General features: G+C 59.1%; 18 protein-coding genes. 5 read left to right on the forward strand and 13 right to left on the reverse strand.

Features of this window, described 5'->3' with window-relative positions; genetic code table 11:
• Positions 1 to 22: 22 nt before the first annotated feature.
• The 5 genes from CKW21_RS03260 to CKW21_RS03280 form a co-directional block, all read right to left on the reverse strand.
• Positions 23 to 1,075, reverse strand: coding sequence for a lactonase family protein (locus CKW21_RS03260; RefSeq protein ID WP_095192591.1), 1,053 nt, complete (start codon positions 1,073 to 1,075; stop codon positions 23 to 25).
• Between the two features lie 90 nt (positions 1,076 to 1,165).
• The gene (gene acnA, locus CKW21_RS03265; RefSeq protein ID WP_095192592.1) at positions 1,166 to 3,844 is read right to left on the reverse strand and encodes an aconitate hydratase AcnA; all 2,679 of its coding nucleotides are present in this window, start codon (positions 3,842 to 3,844) and stop codon (positions 1,166 to 1,168) included.
• Positions 3,845 to 4,078: 234 nt separating this feature from the next.
• Entirely contained in the window at positions 4,079 to 4,969 is an 891-nt protein-coding gene (locus CKW21_RS03270; RefSeq protein WP_095192593.1) for a LysR family transcriptional regulator, read from the reverse strand.
• An 82-nt stretch (positions 4,970 to 5,051) separates the two neighbouring features.
• Positions 5,052 to 5,723: a phosphoribosyltransferase gene (locus CKW21_RS03275; RefSeq protein WP_095192594.1), complete on the reverse strand. Its 672-nt coding sequence runs from the start codon at positions 5,721 to 5,723 to the stop codon at positions 5,052 to 5,054.
• Positions 5,724 to 6,043: 320 nt separating this feature from the next.
• Positions 6,044 to 7,405 carry an MATE family efflux transporter gene (locus CKW21_RS03280; RefSeq protein ID WP_095192595.1) on the reverse strand — a complete coding sequence of 454 codons (1,362 nt, stop codon included), beginning with the start codon at positions 7,403 to 7,405 and terminating at the stop codon, positions 6,044 to 6,046.
• A 444-nt stretch (positions 7,406 to 7,849) separates the two neighbouring features.
• On the opposite strand from CKW21_RS03280, the gene CKW21_RS03285 reads away from it, so the two are divergent.
• Positions 7,850 to 8,122 carry a hypothetical protein gene (locus CKW21_RS03285; protein ID WP_095192596.1) on the forward strand — a complete coding sequence of 91 codons (273 nt, stop codon included), beginning with the start codon at positions 7,850 to 7,852 and terminating at the stop codon, positions 8,120 to 8,122.
• 623 nt (positions 8,123 to 8,745) lie between these two features.
• Here the strand turns inward: CKW21_RS03285 and CKW21_RS03295 are convergent.
• Both CKW21_RS03295 and CKW21_RS03300 read right to left on the reverse strand, forming a co-directional pair.
• Positions 8,746 to 11,331, reverse strand: a complete 2,586-nt coding sequence (locus tag CKW21_RS03295; RefSeq protein WP_095192597.1) for an EAL domain-containing protein — start codon at positions 11,329 to 11,331, stop codon at positions 8,746 to 8,748.
• A gap of 142 nt (positions 11,332 to 11,473) precedes the next feature.
• A complete protein-coding gene (locus CKW21_RS03300) occupies positions 11,474 to 12,163 on the reverse strand; it encodes a helix-turn-helix domain-containing protein (RefSeq protein WP_095192598.1) in 690 nt (229 codons plus the stop codon).
• Between the two features lie 103 nt (positions 12,164 to 12,266).
• Between CKW21_RS03300 and CKW21_RS03305 the strand changes: the two genes are divergently transcribed.
• The 3 genes from CKW21_RS03305 (at position 12,267) to CKW21_RS03315 (ending at position 14,128) form a co-directional block, all read left to right on the forward strand.
• On the forward strand, positions 12,267 to 13,208 hold the full coding sequence (locus CKW21_RS03305) for a carbon-nitrogen hydrolase family protein (protein WP_095192599.1): 942 nt from the start codon (positions 12,267 to 12,269) through the stop codon (positions 13,206 to 13,208).
• Between the two features lie 27 nt (positions 13,209 to 13,235).
• A complete protein-coding gene (locus CKW21_RS03310; RefSeq protein ID WP_095192600.1) occupies positions 13,236 to 13,670 on the forward strand; it encodes a GFA family protein in 435 nt (144 codons plus the stop codon).
• Positions 13,671 to 13,918: 248 nt separating this feature from the next.
• Positions 13,919 to 14,128 (forward strand): hypothetical protein, encoded by a 210-nt coding sequence (locus CKW21_RS03315; protein ID WP_095192601.1) that lies wholly within the window; start codon positions 13,919 to 13,921, stop codon positions 14,126 to 14,128.
• Between the two features lie 259 nt (positions 14,129 to 14,387).
• On the opposite strand, the gene CKW21_RS03320 is transcribed toward CKW21_RS03315, so the two are convergent.
• Genes CKW21_RS03320 through CKW21_RS03330 form a run of 3 tightly spaced genes read right to left on the reverse strand, consistent with a single transcriptional unit; the run spans position 14,388 to position 16,793 of the window.
• Positions 14,388 to 14,972, reverse strand: coding sequence for a hypothetical protein (locus CKW21_RS03320; RefSeq protein WP_141232890.1), 585 nt, complete (start codon positions 14,970 to 14,972; stop codon positions 14,388 to 14,390).
• The gene (locus tag CKW21_RS03325) at positions 14,960 to 15,538 is read right to left on the reverse strand and encodes a hypothetical protein (RefSeq protein ID WP_095192603.1); all 579 of its coding nucleotides are present in this window, start codon (positions 15,536 to 15,538) and stop codon (positions 14,960 to 14,962) included. Before CKW21_RS03325 ends, CKW21_RS03320 begins: the two co-directional genes overlap by 13 nt.
• A complete protein-coding gene (locus CKW21_RS03330) occupies positions 15,516 to 16,793 on the reverse strand; it encodes a serine protease (protein ID WP_095192604.1) in 1,278 nt (425 codons plus the stop codon). Before CKW21_RS03330 ends, CKW21_RS03325 begins: the two co-directional genes overlap by 23 nt.
• Positions 16,794 to 17,402: 609 nt before the next feature.
• On the opposite strand from CKW21_RS03330, the gene CKW21_RS32055 reads away from it, so the two are divergent.
• Positions 17,403 to 18,899 (forward strand): methyl-accepting chemotaxis protein, encoded by a 1,497-nt coding sequence (locus CKW21_RS32055; RefSeq protein WP_095192605.1) that lies wholly within the window; start codon positions 17,403 to 17,405, stop codon positions 18,897 to 18,899.
• A 164-nt stretch (positions 18,900 to 19,063) separates the two neighbouring features.
• Here CKW21_RS32055 and CKW21_RS03340 read toward each other — a convergent pair whose 3' ends face one another.
• The 3 genes from CKW21_RS03340 to CKW21_RS03350 form a co-directional block, all read right to left on the reverse strand.
• Positions 19,064 to 19,558 carry a cupin domain-containing protein gene (locus CKW21_RS03340; RefSeq protein WP_095192606.1) on the reverse strand — a complete coding sequence of 165 codons (495 nt, stop codon included), beginning with the start codon at positions 19,556 to 19,558 and terminating at the stop codon, positions 19,064 to 19,066.
• A 193-nt stretch (positions 19,559 to 19,751) separates the two neighbouring features.
• A complete protein-coding gene (locus CKW21_RS03345) occupies positions 19,752 to 21,344 on the reverse strand; it encodes a DHA2 family efflux MFS transporter permease subunit (RefSeq protein ID WP_095192607.1) in 1,593 nt (530 codons plus the stop codon).
• A complete protein-coding gene (locus CKW21_RS03350) occupies positions 21,341 to 22,468 on the reverse strand; it encodes an HlyD family secretion protein (protein ID WP_095192608.1) in 1,128 nt (375 codons plus the stop codon). The genes CKW21_RS03345 and CKW21_RS03350 overlap by 4 nt, the downstream gene beginning before the upstream one ends.
• Positions 22,469 to 22,522 lie beyond the last annotated feature (54 nt).

Below are 22,522 nucleotides of genomic sequence, written 5' to 3' on the forward strand. Positions count from 1 at the left end.
ACAGGCTCAGGCCTGCTTGTGTTCAGGTAGAAAAAACCATGCAGACCGGGCTTCCCGTGGACACCGAGAAACCGGTCTTGCTCAGCCCGCCCTTTTGCGGATCGACCGCCATCGAGAGGATGGTGTCGCTGTCTTCGTTGAGCGCAAACAGGAAACGCTCATTGGGTGTCAGCGTGAAGAAGCGCGGCGTCTTGCCGTCGGTGGGCATGAACTCCACCGGACTCAACAGCCCTGTGCCCTGATCAATGGCAAACGCCGCGACGCTGTCGTAACCGCGGTTGGAGGCGTAGACGAAACGGCCGCTGCGATCGACTTCGATCTCCGAGGCACGGCTGTTGCCGGTGAAGGTCGACGGCAGCGAGGTCACCACTTGCAGCGGCTTCAAGGAACCGTCCTGCGGGTTGAAGCGATAGGTCGTCACGGTCGAATCCAGCTCGTTGATCACGTAGGCGAACGGTGCCGTCGGGTGCAACGCCAGGTGCCGAGGGCCGGCGCCTTCACGGGTGGTCACGAAGGGTTGCGCGGCAGGGATCAGCGTGCCGTTGTCGAAGCGGAAGCTGAAAATCCGGTCCAGGCCTTTGTCGGGCACCAGGACGAAATTGCCGGTGTGATCGAACGGGTTGAAATGCGGTTTGGAGAACGGCTGCTCGACCCGGTGCGGGCCCAATGGGCCTTCCAGTTTCAGCAACTGATTGAGCGTACCGAGCGAACCATCCTTCTCGACATTCATCACCGCCAGGGAGCCGGTGATGTGGTTGGACACCACCAGGAAGCGCTCGGTCGGGTCCAGCGCCAGATGCACCGGGTTCTTGCCTTCGCAGCCTTGCCGATTGATGAACGTCAGCTTGCCGCTGGCCTTGTCGATGCGGAAGGCACTGACATCGCTCTTGTCGCCGTGCACGGTGTACAGGCGATCGCAGGCTTTGTTCAGTGCGAGGAACGATGGGTTCACCTGGTCCTTGACCACTTGGACCAGCGCCAGCGTGCCCGCGTCCTGATCCACTTTGTAAACGCTGATGCCCTCACCGCGAGCGTTGCGCTCCTTGGTCGTGCGCGACCCGACATAGGCGTACATAGGGGGGTTCTCCGTGAATCAGTCGAGGGTTTATCGGCAATGTTGACAGCAAAAGCCTGGGTTCGGGGCCTTCTCGGTCCTTATTCCGAATCAGTGCCGCGTTCGCTGCACCACTTTGCGGATCACGTAGGGCAACACACCGCCATTGATCAGGTAGCGAATCTCTTGCAGCGAATCGATGCGCACAGCCAGTTCCACCGGTTGCGATTGGCCACGGGCGCCGCGGATCAGCATCGTCACGGGGTTGTCGCCGACCTTGAGATCATCCAGGCCGAGGAAGTCGAACTGCTCGTTGCCCTGCAAGTCCAGGTCATCGACGCTTTGCCCATCCTTGAATTGCAACGGGATGACGCCCATGCCGATCAGGTTGCTGCGATGAATCCGCTCGATGCTGCGCGCCACCACGGCTTTCACGCCCAGCAGTGCCTGCGCCTTGGCGGCCCAGTCGCGGCTGGAACCGGCGCCGTAGTTGATGCCGGCGAACATCACCATCGGCAGCTGCTGTTCGGCGTAACTGCTGGCCGCCATGAACAGCGGCAGGCATTCGCTGTGATCGGCATTCCACGCCCAGCCGCCGGCTCCCGGCTGCCGGTCGCCGAGCAAGCGGTTTTTCACCGAGCGGTTGGTGAAGGCGCCGCGCAACATCACTTCGTGATTACTGCGCCGCGTCGAGTACTGGTTGAGGTCCTGCGGATCTTCACCCCGTTCCAGCAGCCACTGGCCCGCCAGGCTGTCGGCCGGAATCGCCCCGGCCGGGGAAATGTGGTCGGTGGTGACGTTGTCGCCCAGCACCATCAACACCCGCGCACCGCTGATGGCCAGGCTGGTTTTCGGCTCGGCCTGGATGTCCGCCAGGTACTGCGGCCGACGCAAATACGTCGACTGCGGGCTCCACGCAAACTGCACACTGCCCTCGGCGGACAACGCCTGCCAGTGATGAGTACCGTCCCACACCGTCGCCAGGCGCTGGCGGAAAAATTCGGGTTTGACCACTTCACGCACCTGCACTGCAACATCGGCATCACTGGGCATCAGATCGCGCAGGTACACCGGTTGACCGTCGTGACGGTGGGCCAGCGGCTGTGTGTCGAGGTCGATGTCGATGGTCCCGGCAATCGCGTAGGCCACGCACAAGGCCGGCGATGCCAGGTAACCGGCCGGAACTTTCGGGTTGACCCGGCCTTCGAAATTGCGATTGCCGGACAGCACCACCACGCCTTTGAGGCCTTGATCGGCGAAGGCTTCGACGTGTTCTTCAAGCGTGCCCGAGTTGCCGATGCAGGTCATGCAACCAAAGCCGGCGAGGTCGAAACCCAGGGCCGAAAAATCAGCGAGCAAATCGGCGTGTTTCAGGTAATCCGCCACCACTTGCGAGCCCGGCGACAGCGACGTCTTGACCCAAGGCTTGCGCGTCAGACCCAGTTGACGGGCCTTGCGCGCCAGCAAACCGGCCTGAATCATCTGCGACGGATTAGCCGTATTGGTGCAACTGGTGATGGCTGACATGACCACTGCACCGTGGCTGATCGGCTCATGGAACGACGGCTCGAAAAACCTCTGCCCGGCAGGCCCGGCGATCAGGTTGGCACCACCCAACACTTCATCGCGAAACGACGCCGCCGCGTCCGACAGTTTGCGTCGCTGGTGCGGTTGATGGGGGCCGGCGACGCTCGGCTCGATGCTCGCCAGATCCAGTTCGATCAACTCGTCGAAGTGCGGCTCGGGCACGTCATCCCGGCGCCACAACGGCTGGGCGTTCATGTAGCCGACGACTTTTTCACGCAGCGCCGCTGAGCGCCCCGACAGCTCCAGATATGCCAGGGTTTCATCATCGAACGGGAAAAACACCACCGTCGCGCCATACTCCGGCGCCATGTTCGATACGGTGCCGCGCGCCGCCCAACTCAGGGACGAAAGACCGGGGCCGGTAAACTCGACAAACTTGCCCACCACCGAACGCTGACGCAGGATTTCGGCCACGTGCAGCGACAGATCGGTGGCGGTAACGCCGGGCCTCAGCCTGTTGCTGACACGAATACCGATCACTGGCGGAAAGCTGATCGGCACCGGCTCGCCGACCATCGCCGCCTGCCCTTCCAGCCCGCCGACACCCCAGCCCAGCACCCCGATGGCGTTGATCATCGGCGTGTGGCTGTCGGTGGCGACCATGTCGTCCGGGTGCAGTAAACGCTGGCCATTGGCGGTTTGGCTTTCCCAGACCACCCGCGCCAGCGCTTCCATGTTCATTTGATGGATGATGCCGGTGCCCGGTGGAATCACGCTGAAGTTGTCCAGGCTCTTTTGCGCCCATTTGATGAAGCGATAGCGCTCGCTGTTGCGGCGAAAGTCGATGTCCAGGTTCTGTTCCACGGCATCGGCTTGGGCATAGCGCTCGACAATCACCGAGTGGTCGATGGTCAGCACTGCGGGAATCAGCGGGTTCATCGCGCTCGGGTCACCGCCCAGCTCGGCCACCACATCGCGCATCCCGGCAAAATCCGCCAGCGCCGGCAGGCAAGTGGTGTCATGGAACATCAGGCGATTGGGCTGAAACGGCACCTCGCAATCCGGCCCCTGCCCCACGGCGCGGGCCAGCACCGAGGGCAGCGCCTCGGGTGAACAACGGGCGACGTTCTCCAGCAGGATGCGGATCGAATACGGCAGCTTTACCACCTGATCGGCTGAAAGCAGTTTGTGCAGATCGACGTAAACGAAGGATTCGCGGTCGATCAACAGATCGGAGAAAAGGTCGGTGGCAGGCTCGGTCATGCGGGTATCGCTCGGCTTTTTTGTGTTCTTGGAAGCCGATACTAGGAGCAGTCGAAGCCGATGAAAATTGATGCTTTACCATGGCAGCGTTCTCCATCGGAGAACGCTCTGATGTATCACACATCCTTCCTGTGGGAGCGAGCCTGCTCGCGAAAGCGGTCTATCAGCCAACAATGATGTCGACTGACACACCGTCTTCGCGAGCAGGCTCGCTCCCACAAGGGGAAGTGTGTACTACTGCGTGGGCAATTTCAGATGATCAATCAGGGTCTTGATGGTCGGCGACGCCGCCTCGTACTTCTTGAACACCAGCAACAGCGAGCGCTGCGCCCAAGGCTCGGCCAGGGTCACCGGCTTGAGCTTATGGCTGCGCAGGTACTGATTGATCACACTGCGCGGCAGCACCGCCACCCCCAGCCCGGCCGAGACCATGCGGCACATGCAATCGAAACTGCTGATGCGGACTCTCGACTTGAGGGCCAGACCCAGCTTTTCCGCTTCGCGGGTCAGCAGTGTGTGCATCGAACTTTCCAGATGCGGCCCGACAAACTCATGCTCCAGCACTTGCTCGAAGCGTATCGATTTTCGCGTTGCCAATGCATGTTCGGCGGGCACCACCAGGGTCAGTTCGTCATGGCGATAGGGCAAGGTCTCCAGCCCTTGCGCCGCGGTCTGCACGGCAATAATCCCCAGATCGGCACGACCGTCCGCCACTGCGCGGATCACCGCCGAGCCGACCCGCTCCTCGATATCGAATTTGATTTGCGGGTACCGCGCGACAAACCCGGCCACGTCATCCGGCAGAAACTGCGACAGCGCCGAGGTGATCGCATGAATTCGCACATGGCCCTTGACCCCGGTGGCGTAGTCGCCCAGTTCGTTGTCCAGCTGTTCCAGGGTCTGCTTCAATTGCCGCGCGTAAAACAGCATCGACTGCCCGGCTGGCGTTAATTCCACGCCGCGGGCATTGCGGATCAACAGCGGTGAACCGACCTGGGCCTCCAGTTCGGTGATGCGCTTGCTGATCGCCGACACCGCCAGGTGCTTGATCCGCGCTGCGCGGGTCAGGTTGCGCTCCTGCGCCACCGTGATGAAAAGATCGAGACTCGTGAGGTCGTATCGCAATGGAAAAAATCCTTGGCTCGCAAGCCTTGAGTGAAGCACGCCGGGCCACGGGATAGCCAGCGAGGGCGCCGATCTTTATCCGCTACTGTTCAAGCTCACGCTGCCACGCCCGCTGCAACAGATCCATGACTTCCTTATCCGACGTCTGGGAAAAATCCATGTAGAAATATCCGATCGACATCAGCCATTCGGGGATCAGCGGGCAGATCAGTTCATCCACCTCACTGCGCAACGCCTCGGCCGTTTCAATCGGCGCCACCGGTACGGCGACCACGATCCTCGACGGCGCATGCACCCGCACCGCCTGAATCGCCGCCAGCATCGAGGCGCCGGTGGCCAGGCCGTCGTCGATCAGGATCACCACCTGATCCTTGAGTTGCAGCGGCGAACGCGACCCGCGATACACCTGCTCACGGCGCTTGAGCTCTTTCGTCTCCCGGTCGACCACGGCATCGAACGCGGCCTTATCGATCGGGTGCACCCGCAGCGCCTGTTCATTGAGAATCTGAATGCCGCCACTGGCAATCGCGCCCATGGCGAACTCCTGATGCGACGGCACCCCGAGCTTGCGCACCAGCATCAGATCCAGGCGCACCTCCAGCGCTTGGGCCACTTCATAAGCCACCGGCACCCCGCCACGGGGCAAGGCCAGGACAATGACATCGGCGCGATGGGCGTACGGGAGCAGCGGCTCCACCAGGCGTCGCCCGGCGGCGGCGCGGTTCTGCAGGATGGTTTGTGATGAGGGACCCATTTGAAAGCCTCCTCAGGCGATCTCGCCTGTCGGTTAACGCTTTCCCCCAGCATGGACGGTGGCCGGCAACTAGTCGGCCATGGTTCATTGTACGTCCACTCTTGTGGGAGCGAGCCTGCTCGCGAAGGCGGCTACACATCCACCATCACCGCTAGCTGACCCACCGCTTTCGCGAGCAGGCTCGCTCCCACATTTTTTGTGGCGGCACACACCAAAACCATGCCCAACACCGCCCCCTGTGGGAGCGAGCCTGCTCGCGAAGACGGCAGTGAGTTCAGCAGAAGTTTTGCCTGACAAACCGCAATCTCGATCCTTCCCCCCTACACCAACCGCTCAATCTTCTGATGTTGCCAAACCCTCTTGTAGTACAGCACCTGCAACGCCAGCATCCCCAGATACGCCACCGGAAACGCCATCCACACCCCTTGCAGGCCGAACCGCGCATCCAGCAGATACGCCACCGGCAACTGCACACCCACCACACATACAATCGAAATTGCCACCGGCACCATCACCGTACCGCTGGCACGCATGATCCCGCCGATGATCGCCTGGAAACCAAACACCAACAGGCTCCAGAGCATGATGTGCAACAGATGCTCGGCCATGCTCCGCGTCGCCTCCTCGGTGAGGAACAAACCCAGCAACCAGTGCGACAACAAATACCCCAACACCACCAGGCCACCGGTCAGGCACACATTGATCATCAACCCCGTGCGCAAAATCGGCCCGATCCGTTCGATACGCCCCGCTCCAATCGCCTGCGCCCCAAGAATCGACGCGGTAATGGCAATCGACAACGCCGGAAACTGCACGTAATTGACGATCTGCGTCACCGCCCCATACGCCGCCGTCGCCTGGGAACCGTGCTGGTTCACCAGCGCCAGAATCACCAGCTCCGACAGCGACAACACCACCATCTGCAACCCGGTGGGCAAGCCGATGCGCAGCACCTTGCCGAGGATCGCCATGTCCAGCTTCATCGCCGCAAAAAACTCGCGGTCCGGCGCCAACGGATGGCCCTTGCGAATCAAGCGCCACGCCAGCCACCCCATCGCCGCCAGGTTCCCCGCCAACCCGGCAAACGCCGCACTCTGGATCCCCAGCATCGGCAAGCCGAACCAGCCACGAATAAACGCCGGCGTCAGCGCCAGCCCGACGACGGTCGACACCACCAACGCCAACAACGGCGACATCGTGTCACTTACCCCGCGCAGCAACTGCGTGAACAACACAAACACCAGCAGCGACGGCATGAACCACAACATCACATGGGCATACGCCACCGCATCGTCCAGCACATCCCCCGGCGTCCCCAACCCCACCAGCGAAGACCGCGCAAACACACTCCCCAACACCGCCGCCACCACCCCGATCAACAACCCCAGCATCAACGTCGCCCCGGCGATGGCCTTCACCAGATGCGGCTCCCGCGCACCCCAGGCCTGCCCGATCAACACACCCGCGCCCGCGCCGAGGCCGATGACCAGGGCGATGAAGAAAAACACGATGGGAAACATCCCCGAAACCGCCGCCAGCGCTTGAGTGCCGAGCATCTGGCCGATGTAGATGCTGTTGACGGTGCCGGACATGGATTGCAGGAAGTTGGACAGGACCATGGGGGCCAGGAACAGGAGGTAAGTTTTCCAGAGGTGGGGTTGGGGGGTGGTTGGGGTTTGCATGGGGTGGAGGTCCGTCTCGACTGCTGGCGTGTGGGTTGAGGATAGCTTCGGTGAGTTATGAGCAAGGGGCAATGGACATTTCAGAACTGTGTTTAATTTCCCGGCAAGGTGAAGTGAAAGGTCCGAGATTTCATCATCACGAGTCCTACAAAAAGCTCGGAATCCCTCACCTACCCCCGCTGTTGCCATGCGGCTTATAGTCAACACCGTCGCCCATATGGCGATTCGGGTTTGGCGACCTGATCGATCGGAATGCAATGCGCTGTGCTTTAATGCAGGCGCTTTTGCATGCCCGCAAAGTTGTCTTTATGGCAGCTGTGCGCGGGAGACCTTCGGGTCTGCCGGTATCCCGATCCCGGTTCGCCAACCTGCGTACAGCTGTCACCCAATCGTTTGGCGACGATTGAGGGACAGTCAACCTTTGCCTTGATCGGAGTTTCAACTATGGAAAGATACATGCCCCTCACCGGAATCGACCTGACTCCGGCCTCTTTGCTCATTGATACCGAAGCCCCACTCGACGTTCTGCAAGCCATGGCGGATTACCGTATTCGTACCGTTACGCAGGTGCTGGAGAACATCGCCTTCCGCGCCGAAATTGGTTGCGACACGGTGGTGTTGTCGGACTTTTCCAAGCTGTTGGCGATACCGTTGCGGGATGGTTGTGATTTGATGGATGTGATTGGACGACGTTTGCGAGCGCAGGCGAAGGAGTAAGTAAAAACGGGCGCCTAAGCCGCCCGTTTTCTGTAATGGCAATCTGTGCGTAAACACCGCTGACGGCTCACAAAAAAATGTGCAGATATTTTTTCTATAAGAGCTTTGAAAACCTCTGTAAGCCAGTAAATTAGCGATTGTTAATCCCGTCAGTATGTGAAATAAAATGTGCAGACTTTTCTTATGGTACAAACCGGTATGTCCCTGATCACATCAAAATCCTGGCTCGACCCGGTTCTCCCTGAAACATTACCTCCGTCAATCATTGAGCTTGCGGATGCGCTGCCCAAGAAGACGCAATTCGCCCGGAAAGTGCACCCGCAATCATTGCGCTGATCACCCAAGGAAGCCTGCCGCGCAACGAAATAAGGACCTTCACCGGCCTCGCCTCACGCCTGGCAATCGATGAGCTTTCGCGGTTGATCAAAGTCGGCTTGGTGGAAAGTCGAACGCCCAAATCCCGAATCGTTACACCCGGCCTGCCCGCTTGGTTTGCGCAGGAAATTTTTCCTGATTTGCATAGACGGCTTCAGTAACTGGAATGAACGAAAACGGGTGCCTCGATGGCGCCCGTTTTTTGTTCGACGACCCAATAAACTTGTCCGCTGAACCTGCCTGAACCTCTAAACCTTGCTGTCAGTGCCTGCCACTGTTCTTGCGCCGACCAGGGTGCTGAATGCTTCGTTATCAAGCGGTCGGCTCAGGAAATAGCCCTGCCCTTCGTCGCATGCCACCGCCTTGAGCAAGTTCAGGTGTTCAGCGGTTTCGATGCCCTCTGCGGTCACTGTGAGTGACAAGGCCTGCCCCAGACCGACGATCGCCTGGATGATGGACTTGTCGTCATCGCTTTCGGCCAGTCGGTTCAGAAAGCTACGGTCGATTTTCAGCCCGTCGAACGGGAATGTGCGCAGGTAGCTCAGCGACGAATAGCCAGTACCGAAATCATCCATGGCGATCCGCACGCCAAGGCGCTTGAGCCTATGCATCACTTCCAGAGCGCCTGTGGCGTCTTCGAGCATGACGCTTTCGGTGATTTCCAACTCTACGCGGGCCGGGTCGATTCCCGAATCGTGAAGGGCTGTCTGCACGCGTTGAATCAGATTGCCTCGCTTGAATTCGGAGGGCGAAAGATTGACGGAGACGAACAGATGTTCCGGCCAGAGGACAGCATGGTGGCAGGCGGTCTCGATCACCCAGTTGCTCAGGGAAATAATCAGCCCCGTTTCTTCGGCAATGGAGATAAACGTGTCTGGCGCAATCAAGCCACGTTCTGGATGCTGCCAGCGAACCAGCGCTTCGGCGCCCACCATCTGTCCGTCGGCAATGCGAAAACGCGGCTGAAAATGCAGCCGCAACTCATTGTGTTTGATCGCGAAGCGCAAGTCGCGCTCCAGACGGCGGCGCTCAATGATTTTCGCGTTCATATCGCCTGCGTAAAAGCGCCAGGTGTTACGGCCCGAGGACTTGGACTCGTACAAGGCGATATCGGCATAGCGCAGCAGTTCACTGGCTTCGCTTGCATCGTTGGGCGCCATGGCGATTCCGATACTGGTGCTGACGAACACTTGCTGTTCATCGATCTGTATCGGTCGCTCGACGGACTCGATCAACCTCCGACAGAGCGTTTCGACCTCTTCTTGTGAACGCAGATCGGTAAGAATCAGTACAAACTCGTCCCCGCCTATTCGTGCGACGAGGTCTCCATGACGGATACACTCAGCCAGCCGATTCGACACTTCGTTGAGCACGAAGTCACCCGCCGCATGACCCAGCAGATCGTTCACCGGCTTGAATCGATCGAGGTCCAGGCTGAGCATGACCAGCGGATGTTCCACTGTAGGCGAAGCTTTGAGCTTACCGTCAAGAAACTCCTGCAGCCGCGTCCGGTTGGGCAGCCCCGTCAGGGCATCGTGTTGTGAAAGGAATTCGATGCGACGGCGGGCTTCGACTTCTTCGGTGACGTCGGTTGCCGTGCCGCGAAATCCTCCACCGGCCATCTTTCGCGCCGAAACACGCGTGATGCGCTCCTGCCCCTTGGTATCGACATAGCGACACTGGACACTGATGTTCGGGCGCCGGCTCGGGATGCTGAGCCACTGAGAGACCGTACCCAACTCGGTGCGCAGCAGATCGTCCATGGCTGCACCGATCCAGAGGTCCCTGGACAGTCCCGTCACATCCTCGAATCGTTCGGACAGGTAGATGAAGCGCCAATCGGCGTCTATTTCCCATACCCAGTCTGAACTGGCTTCAACGACATCACGAAAACGAGCCTCGCTGATCGCCAAGGCCATTTGGCTGTGTTGCAACGATGCGTAACTGGCATCAAGTGCCTGAGCACTCGCCGTCGTGCGACGCAAGATGACCCAGGTCATCAGGCAGACCAACAGTGCTGCAAAACCCACCAATGGCAAGCCCAGCCCAAGCAAGCGCTGGCCTGGCTCGGGCGGACTCCAGTGCAAGGTGCCCGCACTACCGTTCTCGCCCAATGAAAAGACTGACGGGTCGTAAAGTTCGTCAGGCGTGGCCACCCGCAAGTCATCAACCCCGTAATCCTGGCCCAGAGCTTCGAGCTTGGCAGGCTCCAGGATGTCTACGAATATCAACACGGAAGGTACCCTGCCATCGCGCAAGACAGTAGGATCGGTTCCCGGCGTTATCGCCGCCGCCACCACCAGCGCTGGCACGCCGCCAATATTGATGAAGGCCGATGTCGGGATTTCCGCTTCCGCCCCCGCGCGTGCCCTTTCGAGGATGGCCCCCGTCGACTGTTTAAGCCATTGTGAGGCGTCAACCGGTTTCAGCTCGCCTTTGACCACCGCGTACACAGTGCGATTGCTGTCGTTGACGACAAACATCCCCTCGAATCCAAAATCCGTGAAAAGCGTCGGGCCGACATTCTGACGCACGTAGGCCCAGTCGATGTCCACTTGCGTGTGCAGCTGCCGATAGGTGTCCCCCCAGAAGGCGTAATCCTTGACAGTCGATAGCAGAGACTTCTCCAGCGATTGCACCGCTTTTCTTGTATAGAAAGCGCTCTCGGCTTCCTCGGTCCGGTCCAGATCATTCGCCAGATAAACAAGCAAATAGCTGGCGAGAAAAAAGACGCCAACCAGAAGCCACAGAAACTTGAAAAGAGAAGCACGAGTCAATGCCACGCTGGAGCGACTGGACGACGGACTGGAGGTAGTTCGGGTGGTGTTGGGCATAGATTCCCGCAAGGCGTCGAAACGAGTAAGTTGCACGTCAGGCTATCGACTGTAGTCGATAAACCATTAAGTGTTCCTGGCGGTAATGACTGGCCCCTGAAAACCGAGACAAGACAGCAAAGGAAAGCACGGGCCAGCGTGATTACCGACTTGCCACCGCCCTCCGCGTCCCCGCAAACGCACTCGTCCCCAGCCAACGCCACAAGCTCTGAGCATCCTTCACCGCGCCATCCACACGCAGCTCCCGCGATTCAAGTACCTCCCGCGGTGTGCGGTCGCCTGCCCACACTTCGGTCAATGCGCGCACGCTGGAGTCGACGACCAGGGTCAGTTCGCGGCCGGGGTCGTCGCGGCACAGGTCTGCCACGCCCTCTTCAACCACCAGCCACCAGGCTTGCTCGCCGGGCCGGGCGTCGCGGAATTTGAATTGAATGACCACCGGTCGCGGGGGGAATGTCTCGATGTGGACGAAACGACGTACGTCCCACATGAGCAGGCCGGCGTCGAGCTCGTCATCGCGCAGGCGGCTGCCGATCCAGCGGGCGCCCCAATGCCCCAGCGCCATGATGATGGGGCGCAGTTCCTCGCCCGCCTCGGTCAGGCTGTATTCCCAGACTTTGCCCACGGCCGTGCGACGAACGACGCCAACGTCTTCCAGGTGGCGCAGCCGTTGCGCCAACAGGCCGGTGGACATCCGGGGCACCCCGCGGTGCAGTTCGTTGAAGCGCTTGCTGCCGCACAGCAGCTCGCGCACGACCAAGGGTGTCCAGCGCTCGCACAGTGCTTCGGCACCCCGTGCGACTGTGCAGAACTGACCGTAGCTCTCTTCCATTGCCTGGACTCCGCGACTGCAACACTTCAGATTCTGAACTAGTCCCGCCCCTTCCTTGCGCGCAGGCTCAAGACTTCGAAGCCAAGTGCCAAAGGAGAACGCCATGACCAAGGTAGCCATCATTCAACGCCCGCCCGTGCTGCTCGATCGCAGCGCGACCATCGCCCGGGCCGTGCAATCGGTCGCTGAGGCCGCGGCGGCGGGAGCCTCGCTGATCGTTTTGCCCGAATCCTACATTCCCGGTTACCCGTCGTGGATCTGGCGGCTGGCGGCAGGAAAGGACGGGGCTGTCATGGGCCAGTTGCACACGCGGCTGCTGGTCAACGCTGTGGATATTACCAACGGTGACCTGAGCCCATTGTGCGAGGCGGCCCGCGTTCACGCCGTGACGATCGTGTGCGGCATCAATGAATGCGATCGGCACAATGGCGGCGGCACGCTCTATAACAGCGTAGTCGTGATCGGCGCGAACGGCGCAATGCTCAACCGGCACCGCAAGCTCATGCCCACCAATCCCGAGCGCATGGTGCATGGCTTCGGCGATGCAAGCGGGTTGCGTGCGGTCGACACACCGGTCGGTCGCCTGGGTGCGCTGATCTGCTGGGAAAACTACATGCCGTTGGCCCGCTATGCACTGTATGCCCAAGGGGTGGAAATCTACGTCGCCCCCACGTACGACACGGGCGAAGGCTGGATCAGCACGATGCGGCATATCGCACTCGAAGGCCGCTGCTGGGTGCTCGGCAGCGGAACCGCACTGCGTGGCGGCGACATCCCCGACGACTTCCCGGCGCGTGCCCAACTGTTTGCCGATCCGGACGAATGGATCAACGACGGCGACTCGGTGGTGGTCAATCCCCAAGGCCGGATCGTCGCCGGTCCATTGCACCGGGAGGCCGGCATTTTGTATGCGGACATCGACGTCGCCCTGGTGGCGCCCGCTCGGCGCGCGCTTGACGTGACCGGTCACTACGCACGCCCCGACATATTCGAATTGCAGGTGCGGCGCACAGCGGCGACCTCGGTGCGCTACATCGACGCGTGAAGTCACCCTTGATCGAGGAGTCATTCCATGAACACTGAACGGTCTTACAAAGGCAGTTGTTTTTGCGGCGCGGTCGAGTTCACCGTCAGCGGCGAGCCGGCCGCGATGGGCTATTGCCACTGCGAGTCGTGTCGGCATTGGTCAGCAGGGCCGGTCAATGCCTTCACGCTGTGGAAACCCGAGGCGGTGCAGGTGACCCGGGGTGCCGAGAACATCGGCACCTACAACAAGACCCCGCAGAGTTACCGCAAGTGGTGCAAGACTTGCGGCGGGCACCTCTTCACCGAGCACCCGGGGATGGGGCTCATTGACGTGTATGCCGCAGTCATCCCGGATCTCGCGTACGAGCCGGGGGTTCACGTCCACTATCAGGAGGCTGTGCTGCGCATCAAGGATGGATTGCCGAAGCTGAAGGATGTGCCCAGCGAGTTAGGCGGATCGGGCGCCAGCATGGATGAGTAGCGGCCCCGCGGCGCTCTCCCGCTGAGCATTTAACCTGTGGGAGCGAGCCTGCTCGCGAAGGCGATTTATCAATCAACATTGATGGTGACTGGCAGACCGCTTTCGCGAGCAGGCTCGCTCCCACAGGGGATCAGCGAACCAACCATTGACTGCGTCAATAGTCACCATTAACTCAATGAAGTTCTCTTAAAAACTGTGCGGCGTAACATCTGCTCCATACCAACCAAATACCCCCGGAGCACACGATCATGAAACGCCAAACCATTCTCAGCATCGCTTTTTCGATCTTCGCAGTGAACGCTTTCGCCGCTACCTCTGCTCAACCTGTAGTCGCTGAAGGCGGCTCGGATCGCCTGCTCGAAAAACGCGCTGTTGCTGCCGATGGTTCGGATCGTTTGAAAGGCAACACCGTAGCCGCTGATGGCTCTGACCGCCTGAAAGGCAACACCGTCGTCTAACTAAACCGCTCCACCGCACCACTCAAAAAGCCCGGCCTGATCAGCCGGGCTTTTTGGTGTTTATGCATAGAGATCGGTATAGACACCTGATCAAAAACCGGATTTTTTTAGCAATGATGCGCTTTCGAAGGTAAACCCATCAGATACAAATAAATCCGTCCCCTTTTCGCTCTGGAAAAGGGGACGCCCAATAGCCTTGCCTTGAGATTGGCAAATGGGTGTCCTCTTGGTTTCAAGGGACTTGAGGCGCTCACTCTACCTAAAGCGAATCTATCGTCATGGTCAATTCGCTTAGATTTTCATCTTGCTCCACAGACTCAATTTTGATGGTCACAGTTTGATGGCGCCAACGATCAGTAAACCTCACAGTATCGTAGTCACGGCGTGGATTAAAATACCGAGGCTTTTCGACGCCCTGTTCCGAATAGTTAAAAATGTTTTGCTGAATGAGACACCGATCTACGGCCGCCTCAAGCTCGTTCATTTTTCTTACGAGAATTCCGCGTTGTGCCTCATCCGTTTGACCGTAATAGCAGACGTAATCAACGTGGTGCTTACCAAGACTTTTATCGATCACGCATTCGGACGCGCCGCCTAAGTTAACCGTTCCATAGAAACGATCGTCGTCGATACGTTTGCCTTCAAGTGCAGAAAAGTATCCTTTATTCAACCAGCTCTCCGTCCCCCTGACCAACACATGTGCCAAGCGTTGACAAAAATTTCCCGTTTCCGTACCGGCAGCCAAGTGTGGATTTTCATTAGATTGCTGGGGTTGGAGGGCGCAACCTGCAAGCATTAATAAAATTGCCCCTCCGGATAAGCAGTGGCGCTTCATTGTTTGCATGAAAACTTCACCTCATTATAAATATTTCCTTGATGTTCGCTCGGCCGGAATAACAATACCGCATCATATCCTTTGTAGTTATCAGTTACCCACTGATCAGCCAAAGCATTCAATAAAGCATTCACCGCATAAGTGACCAGCGCCCCCAATTGCGCCCCACCCCATGCAAGTAGCGCCCCAGCACTCTGCTGCCCAGTATCCTTCTGTTCTTTAACGCTGCCACCACTCAATTGAACTCGGTTCAATGCATCCGCTACCGATACTGGAAACTGACTAAGCGGCACAGCTGGTGAGAGTTTGATCGTGATCGAACCACGGCGCTGCCTTACAGCGGAATTTATAGCAGACGAAATAATCCTATCGTCGCCACCTGTAATCAAAAAAGGGTTGGCGTTATTGCAACCAGCCTTAGGTGCAGTCATTTCGGCAGGCAAAGCCGACATTATACTTTCGGCAACCACCTTAGCAGCCGCGCATTGCCCAGTAGTAAGATCACAGGCGGAGCTATTCATCGAGAACAGCGCCATCCACATAGCACAAACGCTAATGACAGTTATCTTGCGCATAGCCGTTCTCCGCAAAAACTTGCTTCACTACTGTCAACACTCCCGGCCCACAATAGATCGGCCAGCCTGTCGTTGCATCGGGTCTGACTTCTGCACCATGCGCCAGCAAATAATTCAGCATTTCCCGCTTTTCAGGGGTCCATGGCCCATACGTCTTGCTTTGCAGGTAAGCACTGGCATCTGTGGTAGACCACTCGACGCCCAATGCCAGTAAGTGTTTTATGGCTTCCACTGAGTCCAACTCAATAGCGGTACGAGTCAACAAAAGCTCTTTATTGAGCGAGTTCAAATTGGATTGTTCATTGAGCATGACCTTGAGCCAATCTTGCACTTTGCCGCTACGTATTGCGGCGGCAAAACCCTTAGTCAACATTTGTGGCTCTAACACCCAACCACTGTTATCTACTGTCACCGGAGCAGGTACCATTGTTGCCCCAAGGCCTTCGAGGCCCGTCATCCCTGAAAGTGTATTGGCCACACTTCCAACATCCAGCGCTTGGGAATGAACACCTACTATCGCGCCGTCTGTTCGAGCCACGATCAGTGCACCAGAGCTGGCTGGGAATGTCATGCAGTGATGGTAGAACTGACTCTGTATTGGTGTGTCTTCATTGCCTACACGGCAGTTCCCGCTTGAAAGCCGCTTCGCCTGCCCCAGTGGATAGCTGACAACCACCAATGTTTCGCCTTTGATCGGCAACCTGATTTTCATAGGGTATGGTTTGAATGAGTCTTTGAACGGTTTACTGAGTACCAACACTGAAATATCCGCGGTCGCCGACGACAATATGGGAGATGAAACAAGATCGATGTCTTCCTGAGCCAAAACACCTCGCACCGAGTCGTAGCTGACCACTTTCGCCCTTATAACTTTTCCCGGCCCGTTACCTGGGATGCAGTGCGCCGCTGTAACAACTTGACTAGGCGCTATTAGCGTTGCAGTACAGCTTTGATATTCTTTCTGTCCTTCGAACTCATTTAAAAGCTCCAGGCGAAGTGTCGCAACCTCAAGATCATGCCATGGAAAAGTAGTGGGTAACTGTTCGGTGAGAAACATCAGTCGTGGCGGCTCATTGGTATATCTACGCAGTGTTGCCATACTGACGGAACCACTACTCTCCGGGAAAGCCTTTTTTATGGCGTTGTACTCGGTTTCCGCATCACCAAATACGTGCGGGCATGTACCTGCTAGTAGAATAAAGATTATCACCACCTGAAAGCGCTCTCGCCAACCCCTCCAAGACGCGCGCATCATGCATGCCTCCCTCGCTGGATTAATCGAACCCACCTAAAAGTCCTTATGGAGAAGGACTGATCAAAAAACTGGCAATCTATCGAGATAGCGTAGTTGCGGGCCGTAAATTCGCAAACTACGGATAGGTAAGACTTCAAAAAAAGAACAACCAATTTGGCTATATCGACTATTCCCCTGTTCATGGACAGCCTAACTCTGCTAGCGAACCAAGCCGTCGAGTAATCAAGACAGGTGTTCCTTCTAAAACACGGCTCATTTTTTGATTAGCTCGGCGAGGTTTGGGTTTCGACCGCCCCTAAAATGCCGATCGTTGCCCGCTAATTCAGCTTTAATTGCCTCTAAATCTGACATTTTCCTCCCTGCACACCTTCGATCAAGCAAGAATGATGGCAAACGGCTACGCTCTCCCCGACGCCTCATGCACACCCCCAATAAAACTGAAACCAACCCATGACCCTGTGGTGAGGGAGTTTGCTCCCGTTGCACCGTTCCGTGCTCGGGGCAACAGGAGCAAGCTCCCTCTCCACAGGGTCATGGGCAGGCTTGTCCAGCCAGCATCTGCCCTACCTCCCTGCTTCACCCTCGCTCAATGACATGGAGTAAGCGTGCATGCCCTTCCCCCCTCGTTTCCTTGAGCACTACCGCAAAGCCGACCGGATCATGCTGGGTTTGATCTGGCTGATGTTCGTCTTCGCGTTGGGCCTGGCGTTCTGGCACGACACGTTCGTGCAGGCGTTGTTGGTGGGCGGCGGGACGAGTGTGGTGTTGACGGTGTTGTATCGCGCCATCGGCGGCACGCGGTTCATGCGCTGTTGCCTGGGTGTGGGTCTGATGGTGATGGCGGCGTTGCATATCAATCAGGCCCGGGGGGTCATTGAGTCACACTTCGGGATTTTTGCGTTGTTGGCGGTGCTGACGTTTTATCGCGACTGGCTGCCGATCCTGGTGGCTGCTGCGGCCATCGCGGTTCATCACGTGGTGTTTCATGTGCTGCAGCATCAGGGATTTCCGGTGTTTGTGATGGCGCATCACGGTGGCTGGACGATGGTGTTCGTGCACGCGTTCTATGTGGTGATGGAGACGGTCGCCCTGCTCTACCTGGCGGTGCACAGTGAGGCGGATGCGGTGGAGAGTCAGGACATGCTGGACAAGATGCTCGCGGCCACGTCGCAGTTGACGGTGGATGCCGGCAAGGGTGACAAGGCCGCGGTGCATGTGTCGCTGGCGCAGCGTTTCGATCAGTTTTTGACGCAGATTACGGCGCTGGTTGACGGCGTGGTGCGTGATTCTCAAGGGTTGGGTGAGTTGGGCCACGAGATTGCCAAGGCGAGTACGACGCTGGAGAAAGGCGCGCAGCATCAGTTGACGGAAATTGCCCAGATGACCGGTTCAATGCAGCGCATGGGGGATGCGATGGGGCATATCGCGGTGCATGTCGAGCATGCGGTTGAACACGCCGGACAGGCCAGTGTGCAAGTCACTCGGGGCCAGGAGAGTGTGAATCGGGCTCGACAGGAGATCACGCAGTTGGCGTCGCGCCTGAACGGCACCCACGAAACCGTGCAGGTGTTGGCGGGTCAGGCGCAGCAGATCGGTACGGTGCTGGAAGTGATCAGCAGCATTGCCGAGCAAACCAATTTGCTGGCGCTCAATGCTGCCATCGAGGCGGCTCGGGCGGGTGAGCAGGGCCGAGGGTTTGCGGTGGTGGCGGATGAAGTGCGCAGTCTGGCGCAGCGTACGGCGGTTTCCACCAAGGAAATCCGGACGATTATCGAGGCGTTGCAGCAAGGCAGCCGCAAGGCGGTCGAGGCAATGCATGACAGTCGTGAGGGTGTGGAGCGCTGTGTCGAGGACAGTCAGTTGGCAGCGGCGATGTTGCAGGCGGTGGGCAGTGATATTTCGCAGATTGATGAGCTCAATGGACGGATTGTGACGACCACTCGGGAACAGTCCTCGGCGAGCCTGGAAATTGTCGGGCGGCTACAGTCAGTGCAGTCGATTGCGCAGAGTACGGCGGATGATGTGGAGACCCTGGCGTTGAGCAGTCAGCGGTTGCCGCCGATTGCGACGCGGCTGGATGCGTTGGGGCGTACGTTTCATCAGTGATAGTCGCAAAACCTGTGGGAGCGAGCTTGCTCGCGATGGAGGTCAACGATAACGCGACATGCCTGAATGAATGCGTTGTGTGGTCGTTTTTCGCGAGCACGCTCGCTCCTACAGTTTGACGAGTACACCCACGAAATCAGGTCGGCTTTCAGGCGGTGATGGCCTTATTTCGATGCATTGCGCGGATCATCGTGGCTATCGATGTACTCAAGGCCCAGCGGGCCTGTCCCGTAGACTTGCGAGATGTACTCGCCTGATCTGGCCCAGTGGAAGTGTGGGGTATTGGCCGGGAGTATCACTACGCTGCCGGGACCATAGGCAACCAGTTTGTCCGGATCGAAAACCGTACCGAAGCCAATGTAGAAAACCCCGGACATGACGGTGTAGATACGATCTTCAGGATGCGTATGGGGCATCAGTTTGGTGCCATTGGGCACTTTGACCCGCACGACGTAGGGTGATGGTTTGCTGGGGTCGCCGACCAGCACAGCCAGTTTCACTTCCTTGGGGAAAGCCGCAAAGCTGCGCCATTCCACATCCTCATTATGCATAGCACCGGTTTTGCCCAGCGGTAATGGTTCAGCCTGGGCGAACGGCACGGCTGCGCCTGCGACAAGAAGCGCTGTCAGGCAAGCCGTTTTCATCATGCTCTGAATCATGAAAGACACCTTAGTTACGCAAGAATCGTCCGCCTTACTGTATTTGTGATGGGCATTACTGATAATGCCGTTACCGCGCATTACAGTTGATACGCAATGTAATCAATGTTCCGCCACATCCGAACCGCACCACCCAAAAAGCCCGCGTAATTCTCGGTTGAGCGAAAACGCCTGTGGGAAGTGGGTACCGGTTTTACAGCGCCGCTCCCATGGCACGCGCTTTCGCCCGTCGCGCAAATGCGATCTTGATGGCAACCAGCATGGGCGCGGCGACGGCGAACAGCAGGGTCACGGCGAAGAACGCCGAGTCGAAGGCAATCACTGTGGCCTGCCCCGAAACAGCCCGACCGAGAAGACTCGCCGCCCCACGGCCGGCCGCCAGCGCATCCATGCCTTTTGCCGACAGCATGGCGGTGGTGGTGGTCAGTCGTTCGATCACCGCGGCCGCCCCCGGGGTGATGTGTGTGCCGAGGATCGAGACGTTGGCGGCAACGTTGTGTTCGATCAGTGTCTGCAGCCCGGCGACGCCCATCAGGCCACCCAACTGGCGACCGGTATTGAACAGGCCTATGCCGCCGGCGAGGTTGCGGCGACTGAGATCGCTGAAGGCGATCAGGGTGATCGACAGAAACAGGAAGCCCAGGCCCAGGCCGCGCAACAGGATGGCGGCCATCATGTCGTCCGCACCGCTTTCACTGGTGGAGCCGGAAAGCATCCACATCGCAATCATGATCATCAGGATGCCGAAGGGCACGGTGGCGAACGGCGCCACCCGACAGACTTGAAACAGAAAGGCGGCAACCAGCAATGCGCCGATGAACAGCGCGCCACTGGGCAACAACAGCAGGCCGGCCTCGGTGGGTGTGAAGCCAAGGACCGACAACGCGAAGGCCGGGATCAGGAACGCACTGCCGAACAACGCGGCACCGGCGACAAAACTGACGATCAACGCAAAGGAAAAATCGCTGGACTGGAACAGGGTGAAGTCGAGCAGGCCCTGCCCCCTGGCCAACACTTGCTGACCGAAAAACGCCAGCAGCGTGGCGACCCCGATCACGCTCAGCCAGAGGATGCGCGGCTCCTCGAACCAGTCCCAGCGTTCGCCCTGGCTGAAGACGTAAGTGAGGCTGAACAGGCTGGTGGAGATCAGTGAGACGCCGATCCAGTCGAATGGACGCCGGACCTGCGCGGGCATCGGGCTGTCTACCATCAGCAGAAGTCCGCCAGACGCCAGCGCCACTGGCACAACGCTGAGGAAGATCCAGGTCCAGTCCTGGCTGTCGATCAACCAGCCTTGCAGCGCCGGGGCGAGTGTCGCGGGCGCAACCACCGAGCCCATGGCGAACAGGGCCTGGAGGATCGGCTGACGGGATGGCGCAAAGGCGAAAAAGATCAGTGCCTGGCCGCCGACCAGCAAGGTGCCGCCGGCGAAGCCCTGAAGGATGCGCAGCGCGATCAGCACGTCCAGCCGCGCGGTGATGGCGGCCAAGGCGCAGGCCAGGCCCATGAGCAGGACCGCGCCGATGATCACGCGACGCGGATCGAAGCGGCTCAGCAGCCAGGCGGCGGTCATGAAGCCGATCAGCTTGAACGCGGTGTACCCGACATCCAGCCAGGCGAACTCATCGGGCGTGGCATAGGTGTCGCCGAGGATGTCGCTACGCCCGAGGGCCAGCACAGTGCTGGCGATCGCTTCCGTCAACGCAGCCAGCACGATGCCCACCATGAGCAGCAGGCCAGTCGCGGCACCGGCGTGGCTGCGCACGATCGCGGCCGGCGTGTTCATGACCCTTCCCCTTGCGCAACGACCCTTTGCTCAACGTCGCCTTGCGCCACATCAACCCGTGCCGACAGACCGGGCACGATGCGCCCCGGCAATGGGTTTTGCACCAGGCGGATCTTCACCGGCACGCGCTGCACGACCCGCACAAAGTTGCCGGTGGCGTTGTCGGCCGGGAGCAGGCTGAACGCCGAGCCGCTGCCCGGTGCGAAGCTGTCGACCCTCCCTTCAAGGGCGGTGTCGGGGTAGCCGTCGACGGTAATGCGCACGCGCTGGCCGGGGCGGATGTGTTCGAGCTGGGTTTCCTTGAAGTTGGCCACGACCCACACGTCATGGACCGGCACGATATCGAGCAAGGCCACACCCGGTGTCACATAGCGGCCGATGCGCACCTGACGGTTGCCGATCACGCCATCCACCGGCGCGCGGACCACGGTGCTGTCGAGGTCGATCTGCGCCAGATCCCGCGCGGCCTGGGCTTGGGCAACGGTAGCAACGGCCGCTTCGCGCTGGGCCACCAGCACGGCGATGCGTTGTTGTTGCGCGTCAACCGTGGCCGAGGCCGCGGACACCGACGACTCAGCTCTCGAGCGAGCCTCGTCGCTTTCATCGACCAAAGCCTGGCTGACCGCGTTGCTGACAATCAGTTTGCGGCTGCGATCATGGGTCTTGGTCGCCAGATTCATCCTGGCCACGGCTGAGCGTCGCTGGGCTTCGGCTTCGCGAATCAGGGCGCGCTGCAACTGGGTTTGCGCATCGACGTCAGCCAGGCGCGCCCGGGCGGCGCTGACATTGGCCTCGGCTTGCGCCAGTTTTGCGCGGTAGTCGCGGTCATCGATGCGAAACAGCACATCGCCGGCGCGCACGCTCTGGTTGTCCTCAACTTCTGCCGCCGTGACATAACCGGCGACCTTGGCGGCGAGCGAGGTGACATCGCCGCGCACATAAGCGTTGTCGGTCGAGGTCGCACCACCGGTCAGCGACATCGCCCATCCGGCGGCCACGACCACCACGGCGCCGACGCACAGCAGTATGCCGACCATTTTCTTCTTGCTTCGCCGCACTACTACGACAGGGATCTCGGCGCTGGCGCCGGTAGCAATGGCGGCCTTGTCCTGGGGCGAGTTCATGGTGTTTTTCCTGTTCAATGCCAAGGGCCAGTCGCCACCTGCGGGCAGCCGCCT

The sequence above is a fragment of the Pseudomonas sp. Irchel 3A7 genome, from assembly GCF_900187565.1.
Lineage (GTDB): Bacteria > Pseudomonadota > Gammaproteobacteria > Pseudomonadales > Pseudomonadaceae > Aquipseudomonas.